Origin of the sequence: Psychrobacter sp. P11F6, assembly GCF_001435295.1 — a bacterium.
GTDB lineage: Bacteria > Pseudomonadota > Gammaproteobacteria > Pseudomonadales > Moraxellaceae > Psychrobacter.
Genome location: NZ_CM003594.1, coordinates 1,204,771 through 1,217,050, shown reverse-complemented (window position 1 = coordinate 1,217,050; position 12,280 = coordinate 1,204,771). Strand labels below are relative to the sequence as shown.

Genomic DNA, 12,280 nt, shown 5'->3' with positions numbered 1-12,280 from the left:
TATTGCAAAATATCCTTATTAATTATAAGGTCATCACGCTTATAATCCTTGCCAAAAAATCTATGTGAGACATTGATAATGCAGCTATTTTGCATCAATTCTCCTATTCAACCTTAGAGTATGTTCTATCAAGGTTGCTTTATTTTTAACGCAATAATTTATTTTATCACCGAAATAGCTTAGAATAGCAACAATTAGCAAAATTAGGCACAGCCAAAGTGGCTTGATATTGTACATTTTCTAAGCCACAAACCCAGTGTGGGATAATCCCATTTCATTCACCTGGAGGAAGTATTAATGAGCCAAGCCGAAGGCGTTAACGTACAACGCCGTAGAGTTCTTATTGCCTCGACTGCCGCGATTGGTGCAGCTGGGGTAGCTGCTGTGGCAACACCTTTTGTCCGTTCTTGGTACCCAAGCGCTAAAGCTGAGGCTGCAGGGGCTGCAGTGACCCAAGATATTGGTTCTATCGAAGCAGGACAGATGATCGTTGTCAAATATCGCGGTAAACCCATTTTTGTGGTCAAACGCACAGAAGACATGCTAGCGACTTTAGCGTCAGTAAAACCTTTACTGTCTGACCCTGAATCTGATGCATCATTACAACCTGAATACTGTAAAAATCCAGAACGCTCTATCTCGCCAGAAGTATTGGTAGTAGAAGGCGTCTGTACACATTTAGGTTGTGCACCAAACTACCGTCCTGATGTTGGCGCGGCTGACTTGGGTGGTAATGATTGGTATGGCGGATTTTTCTGCCCATGCCACGGGTCTAAATATGACTTGGCGGGTCGCGTTTATAGTGGCGTTCCTGCACCGCTTAACTTACCTGTCCCAGATTACAACATGGATGGTACCATCTTGACGATTGGGGAGGCTTAATATGAGCATGGGTAAAAAGTTAATGCATTGGGTGGACGCACGCTTTCCAGCGACCGAAACCTATGAATACCATATGTCAAAGTACTATGCACCAAAAAACTTTAACTTTTGGTACTTTTTTGGCGTGTTATCAATGGTGGTATTGGTTAACCAATTGGTAACAGGTATTTGGCTAACCATGATGTACAACCCAAGTGCCGAAGGGGCATTTGCGTCTGTTGAATACATCATGCGCGATGTCAAAGGTGGTTGGCTCATCCGTTATATGCACTCAACTGGCGCATCTGCGTTCTTTGTGGTCGTCTATCTGCATATGTTCAGAGCACTGCTATATGGTTCATACCAGAAACCACGTGAGCTTATTTGGCTCATCGGTATGGGTATTTACTTAGCATTGATGGCAGAAGGTTTCTTCGGTTACCTACTTCCTTGGGGCAACATGTCATTTTGGGGTGCACAGGTTATCTTGAACCTTCCTGCTGCTCTACCTGTGATTGGTGATGGGCTTGCAGAATGGGTACGTGGTGACTATATTATCTCAGGTATCACCCTAAACCGCTTCTTTGCTCTACATGTGGTTGCTATCCCGCTCGTACTTGTGGGCTTAGTATTCATGCATATTGTAGCGCTACACCATGTGGGTTCGAACAACCCTGATGGTATTGATATCAAGAAGCTAAAAGATAAAAATGGTGTGCCGTTAGATGGTATTGAATTCCATCCGTACTACACAGTGCATGATATGATTGGTATCGTGGTCTTCTTTATCTTGTTCTTTGCAGTGGTATTCTTCTTCCCAGAAGGCGGTGGATTCTTCCTTGAGCCACCAAACTTTGAGACAGCGAATTCATTGAAAACACCAGCACACATTGCACCAGTATGGTATTACACGCCATTCTATGCCATTTTACGTGCGGTTCCTGACAAGTTGGGTGGTGTGATTGCGATGGGTGGTGCGATTGCCGTACTATTCTTGATACCATGGCTAGACAGATCGCCTGTACGCTCTATACGTTATAAAGGCATTTTATCTAAAATTGCTTTAACCGTGTTTGCGATTAGTTTCTTAGTTTTAGGTTACTTAGGCGCGACGCCAACGACACCAACAGCAACATTGATGGCTCGTATCTTCACTGTCTTGTATTTCTTGTTTTTCTTACTGATGCCAATTTATACCTCTATTGAGAAGTGTAAACAGCCACCAGAACGCGTTACCGGAGGTCACTAATGAACACGCTAATTAAATCCCTAGCGGGTCTAGGCTTAGGCGCGGCATTAACCTTGACGGCTGGTACTGCACTGGCAGCTGGTGGCGGTGGATGTGGCACATTCACCAATGCTGAGGGTGTTGAAGAACACTTAGCTTGTAGTACTGCTCCTATTGATTTTACCAATAAGGGCTCGCTACAAAACGGTGCGAAAATCTTTATGAACTACTGTGCTGGTTGTCACTCTGCACAGTATGTTCGTCACTCGCGCATTGCTAAAGATTTAGAGATACCACCTGAGTTGGTCGAAAAGTATTTGATGGTCACCACCGATCAAATCGGTGATCATATCAATGCTGAAATTGATCCTGAAGTACAAGCATCATGGTTTGGCGCAGCACCACCAGACTTATCACTTGAGACCAGACTACGTGGCGATGACTGGGTATATACTTACCTGTTATCGTTTTATGAAGACCCAAGCCGTCCTTGGGGTGCCAATAACTTAGTACTTGCCAATGCGGCGATGCCTCATGTATTGCATAATATGCAAGAAGAGCTAAGTGCTGAAGAGTTTGAATCTGAAGTGGGTGATTTGGTTAACTTTATGGCGTGGATGGCAGAGCCTAACCGTCATGACCGTCAAGTGATTGGCTTCTTTGTGATTTTATTCTTATTAGTATTACTCATTCCAGTTTACTTATTGAACAAAGAATTCTGGAAAGATGTAAAATAATTAAGTATTAAAAAATATATTTTTATCGAAAAAAAGGCACTGCTCTGGTAGTGCCTTTTTTTGTCTCTTAAAAGACCCTAAAACACTGAACCATTATTTAAAACAAGGCTCACCCGCAATGTTTACGTACCTTGCCTTGATAATCAGGGCAACTTTGTTTACGATGATAGGCTTTACTATTAACATTAGGCTTTCATGATTGATGCGAACGACATTCCAAGTAGTCAGCTGATTTTATACGCTGATGACGGCTACGACAGTCATGTAGTGCGCCTATTACTTGAGGAAAAAAAGCTTGCCTATTATCTATCACGCTTGCACTCTGAACGGCCTGAAGATTTAACTGAGCTGAATCCCTATCACACCTTGCCTGTTCTGCAACAACGTGAAATCGCACTGTATGAGATCAACGTTATCTTTGAGTATCTTGAAGAGCGTTATCACACCAATAAGCTACTGCCGGATACCCCGCAAGAGCGTGCCCAATTTCGCCAGCTGGCTTGGCGTATTCAGCATGATTGGCTGGTACTCGGTAAGCGTCTACTCATGCACCCTAATAGCTTTAATAAAGCACAAGCTGCTATTGCGAAAAAACAGTTAAGCGATTCTTTGATTACGTTGTCACCACTGTTTGCTCATAAATCTTATTTTATGGCAGACGAGTTTGGCTGGTGTGATGTATTGTTAGCACCTTTGTTATGGCGACTTGAAGAAATGGGAATTGAGCTGCCACGCGCTATTAGTCGCCCCTTATTTGACTATCAACAGCGTGTCTTTGAGCGTATTAGCTTTCAAAAAAGTGTGCGTTAATTAGGGTGTATCCTCAATCTGAGCATTAAACCTTAAATGGGCCAAAAATGACTAAATCTTTGTCAAACTGTGTCAAATAGCTTGCTTATATTTAGTTATTATCAGTACTATTTTCCTTGTTTGGCTGCAATTTTTATTACCATTTGCAAGAGCAGGACACACCCTAGACAATGCTTAACCGCTGTCTTAAAATAGAAAACAACAAAATATCTTTAGATTATTATCTTCAAATTATCAGTATAGGAAACCATTAGATGAGCGAAACCACCTCTATTACCCCAACACGTCCTTATATGGTGCGCGCGCTTTATCAGTGGATAGAAGACAATCAACTAACGCCTTACCTGATGGTTGATGCCACTGCCAAAAACGTACAGATTCCAAGGGAACACGTGCAAGATGGTCGTATCGTATTGAATATCGCCAGCCGTGCGACTGGTAATATGAGTATGGAAAATGATTATATTCATTTTAGTGCGCGTTTTGGCGGCGTGTCACAAGAGATTTGGGTACCAATGACGTCGGTGTTAGGTATTTATGCGAAAGAAAACTCGCAAGGGATGTTTTTTGACCCCAATGAATATGACAACTATCAACCTGAAGATGATGCGATAGTAAGCTCACAGAAGAGCCCTACTGCGGCACCTAAAGCCAAACGTGATAATAAAGCAGGTTTAAAAGTGTTGAAATAGTCAATTTTTCGGTATAAAAAAGGCTGGTCGTATTATATATACGGTCAGCCTTTTTGTGATTAATCTAAAAGATTTATCATTGTGCACTTTTAGTTAGCATATAAGATTACTAGGTTCTTGGCAATGTCACGCCGCGTTGACCTTGATATTTACCGCCGCGATCTTTATAGCTGGTTTCACATACGTCATCAGCATCACTTTGGAAAAACAGCATTTGTGCCACTCCTTCGCCTGCATAAATACGCGCTGGTAGATTGGTGGTGTTACTAAATTCCAAAGTGACATGCCCTTCCCACTCAGGCTCCAGCGGCGTCACGTTGACGATAATTCCGCAACGGGCATACGTTGATTTACCAAGACAGATCGTCAATACATCACGTGGAATACGGAAATATTCCATGGTGCGTGCTAGCGCAAACGAGTTTGGCGGAATAATACACTCGTCACCGATGACATCAATAAAGCTTTTTTCATCAAAGTTTTTTGGATCTACAATCACTGAATGAACATTGGTAAAAACTTTAAATTCAGGCGCACAGCGTACATCATAACCATAGCTTGACGTACCGTAGCTAACCAGACGCTCGCCTGCATCATTAAAACGTACTTGACCCGCTTCAAACGGCTCAATCATGCCGTGTTCTTCAGCCATTTTACGAATCCAGCGGTCAGACTTGATAGACATTGTTGTTCCTTAGCAGCTATAAAATAAAATTTACGATATGAAGTGTATTTTGATAGCGACGATTATACGGAATTGAGCGCTCAATTTATAGGCTTGCCTGCGTTTAATATAAATCTACAATCAATACGACAACCGCCTACCATTTTGCGAAATGATCTTCTGCTAAGCCCATTATCTTATCGATTTTAATCACGTCATCTTTTAGACGAATCTCACCACTATAAAAGCCAAGCCATTGCTCAAATATACTGGCAAGCACACCAAAGTTATCCGTCTTTTTATAAACGGTTATCGGCGTGAAAGTTAAGTCAATATCAACATTGCTCCAGCCTAGGTTTTGATGATAGATGCGCCAAGGCTGTCGCGTATTATCTATGGTTTTAGCATTATCATCTTGCTCATTAGCTGGCAAATTTAAACCATCACGGACAAACATCACAGGCGGTAAATAATAAATCTGCCCATCCAGCCAGCACGCATTTTCGCTAACCCCTGTTTCATTGACGCCCATTGCTAGATTTAGGGCAAAATGACGACCGTCTGGCAAATAGCTATTAATACAGGTCCAAAACCAATTGGTCTTGTGACGCATATAACCAAGCGTCCAATCGAGATTGGCGATAGTCGTTTTGGAAAAGTTAATTTGTTTGGCTTGAGCATCAGTGTTAAATTTTGAATGGGCTTTAATCAGTAAATGACCAGATATAACCGACAACGGTTCTTTTTGAGTAAAGGTCCAGCCGCGCCTGCCTGTTGGTGTGCAGACTGCTAATGGCGCTGATTGCCGCTGTAGCGTCGCATCAAGCGTAATGTGTTTACTATCCAATGCTACTTCGATTTGTGAAGGCGTAAAATCCAATGTTAATGTGAGATTACTATGGGTAAATGCCATTTGCCCTTGATAGCAATCGCCTTCTAACTGTGTTTGATGCATCAACGGCTGCAATGCTTCACAAACCTCTAACTGCTCAATCTCATCGTTATAAACATAAACGAAAGCACTGGTTGCCAGTTTAATCGTCGCTAATGCCAGACAAACCCGATAAGGCGGCTGGATAATTTGAATAAAACAGAATTGATTGGCTTTTAACTCTTTGCGCCAGTTTGGCAGCGCCTTTTGTGAGATAAGATGGCTGTGATAGTCCAAATAATTGATATTTTTAACGTGAGCAAAAACACCAAAAATAGGCTGACCATTTTTAATCAGCTCATCGAGCACAACTGGCTTAATGCTGGTAGATAATTGTTGCTGATCTTGCTCATTGCAATTTTGATTCATGATTAAGGCATCCTAGCCAAATTTTTCTAAAGGTACTATTCATTTACAGCTACTGTTTATTTACAGCTACTATCTGTCCTTGATAGCTGACTGTGGTATGTATCACTCTTCTCTTTGCCTGTCCTGAAGCCACAAAAAACGCTTCCGTTATCACCTTAACTTCAATGCTGGTCAATCCATCTGCCAACCTTTCCATCACATTTGCTAATGGCGTTTGCTACTCCCATCTTTAGAGTAGCAAACGGCGATCGCTTGATTGTTTGAGAGCTCAATCACATATAACGGCAGGCGGAATAATCTTAGGAGATTGTACTGTTTGGGAATATTATCTAAATGTCATTGATAAATCGATAAGCTCACAATATTCCCTTTTTAAAGATAAAAGCACTTTAAATACTATCCACTTAGGCTATTTCATTCTTATTAAAAACCACTATTAAAAAATACGTTTATCATCGACAGGCTTGGCGAATTTATTAATATTGGCTTCGATATTTTTAGCAATGCTAAGATAGTACGGCGCAAACTCATCATCGGCTAATACGCTTGGCTCACCTTTATCCACTTGTGCACGGATGCCACTGGCAAGGGGGAGCTGCCCTAACAGCGGGACTTGATACTGTTCAGCGATTTTTTCGCCGCCACCTGTGCCAAAGATAGCTTCGGTATGATTACAGTTGCTACAGGTATGCAGTGCCATGTTTTCGACCACGCCGAGTACTGGGATATTGGTTTTGTTAAACATCTCAATGCCTTTTTGTGCATCAAGTAAGGCAATATGCTGCGGCGTCGTGACAATCACGGCACCCGTTACGGGAATACGCTGAGCTAGCGTGAGCTGAATATCGCCCGTACCCGGTGGCATATCAATCACTAAGTAATCCAGCTGCGGCCAGTTGGTTTGATTATACAGCTGCATCAGCGCACCAGTGGCTTTTGGTCCGCGCCACGCGACAGGCGTATTGTCACCATCGAGCAAGCTACCAATCGATAGCATTGCCATGCCGTGCGCATTGATAGGAACAAACTGCTCGTTTTCCAGCTCAGGTTTGACATTATCGACGCCCAGCATCGTTGGCATACTAGGACCATAAATATCGGCATCAAGTATGCCAACACGGTTGCCTAGCTTTTGTAATGCCAAAGCAATGTTGACCGTAGTAGTGGATTTACCAACGCCACCTTTACCCGATGCCACGACGATAATATGACGAATACGTGGATGCGCGGCGAGTGACGCTTGTGTCGGCGCGGCTTTGGTAATTGGTGGTTCAACAGTAGTATTGCTATCAGCATTTGCCGCTGGTTTATGTTGATTGTCCATGGCATTAGTGGTTTTTGGCATTGCTTTTGGCAGACTTGACCCCGAGCCTTTCGTCGGTGCGGGCAGACGAACATTCATATGAATAGTCTTGATACCGTGCGGATGTAACAGTTGCCCAAGTTCTTGTTGGATAATTTCAGGATTACTATTTACGGGTAGACGCAAGTCTAAGGTGAGCTGGTCACCATCACGTTCGAGCCCCGTTACCATGGTGGCAATACTGACAGTACCTACCTCATAACCAAGCAGCACCTTGTCCACGGCACTATCGCGCTCTGCTCGCTGCTCTGGTGTTTCTGATTTTTTGGTGGAGGTTTTCTTCATAAAGTTAAACATAGCGACTATTACTGCCTATACAAGTGAGTGGGCATGGCAAAAACTCAGTGAATACTGTCGTGAACAATACCGCTCGTGAGCGTGTTAGCCAGACCTTTTATAGTGACAGTGTAGCTGAATTACCACTATAAAAAAACCACAACGCTAGTGGGACTAGGCTTTATAGCAGCGTTAACCGATAGACAAAAACTGTGAAGCAATAAACAAATAAATAAGTACACCCGAGGCATCACAGACAGAGGTAATCAAAGGCGCACTGGCAGTGGCAGGATCAAAACCCAATTTATTAAGCACAAAAGGTAAGCTCATACCAATCACACAACCAATCATCACCACCGACATCATACTCAGTGCCAGCACTAACGACACCACTGCATCACCACGTACATAACCGATGATTGAGATAGCCACCGCCATCGTCGCCCCAAGCATCAACGCAACCACCGCCTCTCGACCCAATAATGAAAACCAGTCACGCATGACCACATCGCCAGTCGCCAAAGCTCGCACCATCAAGGTCGCTGACTGCGAGCCAGCGTTACCACCACTGTCGACCAATAAAGGCAAAAAGAACACCAATACCAAATTGGCAGCAATCACATCTTCAAAATTGGAAATACTCAACCCTGAGAGTAAGTTACCAAACACTAAAAACACCAACCAGAATACGCGCTTACGGTATAACACTCGAACGCTGACGTCTTTTAATTTGCCAACCATGGTCGAGACACCGCCCGACTTATGGAAATCGTCGGTTGCCTCATCACTCGCCACATCCATCGCATCATCGTGGGTAACAATACCGACCAAAGCACCACTATCATCAGTAATAGGCAGCGCAATTAAGTCATAGCGAGCCACGACTTTCGCAACGTCTTCTTGATCATCATTGACATTACAAGACACTACTGTACTCATCATAATGTCATTAATCAGCTGTTCAGGAGCCGCTAAAATAAGTACTCGTAAAGAGACAACGCCTAATAATTTACGCTCGTCATCAATCACATAAGCATGATAAATAGTCTCGGCATCAGGTGCTTCTAGGCGCAGTGCTGCCAATGCCTCAGAGACAGTCATATGAGCAGCTAAAGTCGCATAATCAGATGTCATCAACGCACCAGCAGTGCGCTCCTCATAGGCAGATAACTTACGAATATCTTCACGTTGTGCCTGTGCCAAGGCGGGTAACAAAGCATCCCGCTGCTCCTGATTTAGGTGCTTATATAAGTCGGTACGCTCATCTGCGGGCATCTCGCCTACTATCTTTGCTAATACAGCCCGAGGAAATACATAGGCAAGCGCAACCTGAATATCCGTTTCTAAATAGGAGAACACGGTAGAACGATTGGGCAGATGCTCGAGTAGCTGCCACGCAAGATTTGGCTCCATGAGTGCTAGAACATCGGCAATATCAATCGGGCGCAAATTTTGAAGTTGATTGATTGATTGCTTAAACTGCTGTTGCTCGATAGCACGGCTTAATTTTGCTGCAAGCGTTTTTGCAAAATCCTTATCATTCATTATACTTACTCCGTGCGACCCGAAACGGTATTCAAGCGCTCATAAAAAAGAGCCAATCTAATTGGCTCAAATTAATATAAAACTAGATGCTAATGGATTGGTCTTTTATTAGCAAGCCCATGATTCTTAAACCAATCAAACAGCCCGCAAACCCATTAATTCACTACGCTGTTAATTCATAAACCAACCGTGACTGGCAACGATAGACTGACCTGTAAATACATTGCTCGGGAATGCTGCCAAAAATAGCGCTAACTGAGCAATATCATCGACGGTCGTGAATTCTCTATCTACCGTATTCACCAGCATAATATCATTGACTACAGATTCTTCACTGATGCCTTTTTCAACCGCTTGTTGCGGAATTTGCTTTTCGACCAATGGCGTTTTGACAAACCCTGGACAAATTACATGCGCGCGTACATTATGCTCAGCGCCTTCTTTTGCCAATACACGGCACAGCCCAAGTAACCCATGTTTCGCTGTGACGTAAGGCGCCTTAAACATGGATGCTTCATGCGAATGGACTGACCCCATATAGATGACCGTACCGCCTTTGTTATCTTTATACATGTGCTGTATCGCCGCTTTGGTGGTCAAAAATGCCCCATCTAAATGGATAGCAAGCATCTTTTTCCAATCATCAAACGCCATTTTATGGATTGGATCGATAATCTGAATACCAGCATTGGAGACAAGAATATCAATACCACCAAAGGTATCAACTAATTGCTGCACGCCAGCGTTTACCGCCTCCTCTGAAGTCACATCCATGGCAATAGCAAGTGCGCGTCCGCCTGCCGCTTCAATAGCATCAACGGTTTTCTGAGCGGCTTCAAGATTAATATCAGCAATACCAACCGCTGCGCCTGCTTTTGCATAAGTTTCAGCGATATCACGTCCGATACCGCTGGCAGCGCCAGTGACCAATGCCACTTTGCTGGTCAAATCTTGTTGTAATGTGGTCGCCATATTTTATAATCCATTATCAAATAGGTTTTTTAGAGGTCTGTGCCAAATATATCTAACAAGCTTATTGAGCAATGCTCACTGGCGTTTTTTCTTGTAGCTCATCAAAGCTAACACCTTCTGCCAGCTCAACTAGCTTTAGACCGTTGTCAGTGACGTCTAGTACAGCAAGTTCGGTAATAATTCGATCAACCACCCCTTTGCCTGTCAATGGTAGCTCGCAATTGGCAAGAATTTTTGGCTCACCGTGTTTATTGACCTGTTCCATCAAGACAATCACGCGCTGCACGCCAGCGACTAAATCCATCGCACCGCCCATGCCTTTAACCATTTTCTTAGGAATCATCCAGTTGGCCAAATCGCCCTGCTCTGACACTTCCATTGCACCCAATATCGCAAGATTGACATGGCCACCGCGAATCATCGCAAACGACTCTGAGCTACTAAAATAACTGGCACCCGCTTCGGCAGTGACGGTTTGTTTACCCGCATTAATCAAATCTGCATCGACATTTTCTGCCGTTGGAAACTCGCCGATACCTAATAGACCATTTTCAGACTGTAGCCAAACGTCCACATCTTTAGGAATATAGTTAGCGACTAGGGTTGGTAGTCCAATGCCTAAGTTGACATAATAGCCGTCTTGTAGCTCTTGTGCGGCACGCTGTGCCATCTGCTCTCTTGTCCATGCCATGATAACTTCCTTATTTTTATAACGACCCCAAAAAATATGATGAGCGGTGTGAAACTCGCTTAGTCTACTAAATGTAGCACTTTCACTCGTTTTCCTTGCTACTCAAATTTTTAGGAATAGTATTACTATACTCTATTATTAATTTAACACTTTAAAAAAATCTATAAAGCCTTTAACTAAGCGCCTTCAACGGCCTTAGTCGTGGTTTTTTCAATACGCTTTTCAGGATTACTATTCAAGACGATACGCTGCACAAAGATACCCGGCAGATGCACATAATCAGGATCAAAGGTGCCCGTCTCTACGATTTCTTCGACTTCGACAATAGTAATTTTGCCTGCCATGGCGCAATCTGGATTGAAGTTACGCGCCGTCTTGTTAAAAATTAAATTGCCCGCTTTGTCCGCTTTTTGTGCTTTGATTAATGACACATCAGCGCGTAATGAGTGCTCAAGTATATAAGTACGACCGTCAAAATCACGGGTTTCTTTGCCTTCAGCGACTAATGTACCAACGCCAGTTGCGGTATAGAAAGCAGGAATACCAGCACCGCCCGAACGTAGTTTTTCCGCTAAAGTACCTTGCGGCGTTAATTCAACTTCTAACTCGCCTGCCAAGTATTGACGCTCAAATTCTTTATTTTCACCGACATAGGATGAAATCATTTTTTTAATCTGGCGAGTTTGTAATAGCAACCCTAAGCCAAAATCATCGACGCCTGCGTTATTACTGATGCAAGTTAACCCTTTAACACCACTATCACGTAACGCTTCGATGAGCGCTTCAGGAATACCGCACAGACCAAAACCACCGATAGCGAGCGTTTGTCCATCGCTGACAATACCTTTTAGCGCTTCTTCGGCACTGCTATATACTTTTGATTGACTCATGCTTATCTCCTTGCAAGTCTATTTTTTGTTATTAACTTCTATCATCAATGATTATGAGTGACTGACATCACTCAATATTTCCATATTTATATTAATACAATTTCTATCGATATATCATAATTAAAAATCTTGTGCTAACTTACCATATTATTCTCGTAGCGAGAAGAGAATAACCATAGGAATATACAAGCCAGCGCTGTAGCGGTATATATGATGGGTCAATATCTCATTAAGACAGGATTTATGTTTAA

Annotated in this window: 12 protein-coding genes; 5 read left to right on the top strand and 7 right to left on the bottom strand. The window is 43.1% G+C overall.

All coding sequences use genetic code 11. The annotated features are described in order from the left end of the window. The first annotated feature begins 297 nt into the window (after positions 1 to 297). From petA to AK822_RS05050, 5 genes are all read left to right on the top strand, one after another. On the top strand, positions 298 to 882 hold the full coding sequence (gene petA, locus AK822_RS05070; RefSeq protein ID WP_045446807.1) for a ubiquinol-cytochrome c reductase iron-sulfur subunit: 585 nt from the start codon (positions 298 to 300) through the stop codon (positions 880 to 882). A gap of 7 nt (positions 883 to 889) precedes the next feature. Beyond that, positions 890 to 2,110, top strand: a complete 1,221-nt coding sequence (locus AK822_RS05065; protein ID WP_372815435.1) for a cytochrome b — start codon at positions 890 to 892, stop codon at positions 2,108 to 2,110. Further along, positions 2,110 to 2,826, top strand: a complete 717-nt coding sequence (locus AK822_RS05060; protein ID WP_045446804.1) for a cytochrome c1 — start codon at positions 2,110 to 2,112, stop codon at positions 2,824 to 2,826. Before AK822_RS05065 ends, AK822_RS05060 begins: the two co-directional genes overlap by 1 nt. Positions 2,827 to 3,021: 195 nt before the next feature. Further along, a complete protein-coding gene (locus AK822_RS05055) occupies positions 3,022 to 3,636 on the top strand; it encodes a glutathione S-transferase N-terminal domain-containing protein (RefSeq protein ID WP_060490795.1) in 615 nt (204 codons plus the stop codon). A gap of 254 nt (positions 3,637 to 3,890) precedes the next feature. After that, positions 3,891 to 4,328 (top strand): ClpXP protease specificity-enhancing factor, encoded by a 438-nt coding sequence (locus AK822_RS05050; RefSeq protein ID WP_060490794.1) that lies wholly within the window; start codon positions 3,891 to 3,893, stop codon positions 4,326 to 4,328. Positions 4,329 to 4,437: 109 nt separating this feature from the next. Here the strand turns inward: AK822_RS05050 and dcd are convergent, their stop codons facing one another. The 7 genes from dcd to AK822_RS05015 form a co-directional block, all read right to left on the bottom strand. Continuing rightward, positions 4,438 to 5,013 (bottom strand): dCTP deaminase, encoded by a 576-nt coding sequence (gene dcd, locus AK822_RS05045; protein WP_011513914.1) that lies wholly within the window; start codon positions 5,011 to 5,013, stop codon positions 4,438 to 4,440. A gap of 136 nt (positions 5,014 to 5,149) precedes the next feature. Then, entirely contained in the window at positions 5,150 to 6,292 is a 1,143-nt protein-coding gene (locus AK822_RS05040; protein ID WP_060490793.1) for a DUF2804 domain-containing protein, read from the bottom strand. A 436-nt stretch (positions 6,293 to 6,728) separates the two neighbouring features. Beyond that, positions 6,729 to 7,952, bottom strand: a complete 1,224-nt coding sequence (apbC, locus tag AK822_RS05035) for an iron-sulfur cluster carrier protein ApbC (RefSeq protein ID WP_060490792.1) — start codon at positions 7,950 to 7,952, stop codon at positions 6,729 to 6,731. A gap of 171 nt (positions 7,953 to 8,123) precedes the next feature. Then, a complete protein-coding gene (mgtE, locus tag AK822_RS05030; protein ID WP_060490791.1) occupies positions 8,124 to 9,476 on the bottom strand; it encodes a magnesium transporter in 1,353 nt (450 codons plus the stop codon). Positions 9,477 to 9,647: 171 nt separating this feature from the next. Next, complete coding sequence (locus AK822_RS05025; RefSeq protein WP_060490790.1) at positions 9,648 to 10,448, bottom strand: 3-hydroxybutyrate dehydrogenase; 801 nt, start codon at positions 10,446 to 10,448, stop codon at positions 9,648 to 9,650. Between the two features lie 61 nt (positions 10,449 to 10,509). Next, positions 10,510 to 11,139, bottom strand: a complete 630-nt coding sequence (locus tag AK822_RS05020; protein WP_060490789.1) for a CoA transferase subunit B — start codon at positions 11,137 to 11,139, stop codon at positions 10,510 to 10,512. 176 nt (positions 11,140 to 11,315) lie between these two features. Continuing rightward, the gene (locus tag AK822_RS05015; protein ID WP_060490788.1) at positions 11,316 to 12,029 is read right to left on the bottom strand and encodes a CoA transferase subunit A; all 714 of its coding nucleotides are present in this window, start codon (positions 12,027 to 12,029) and stop codon (positions 11,316 to 11,318) included. Positions 12,030 to 12,280 lie beyond the last annotated feature (251 nt).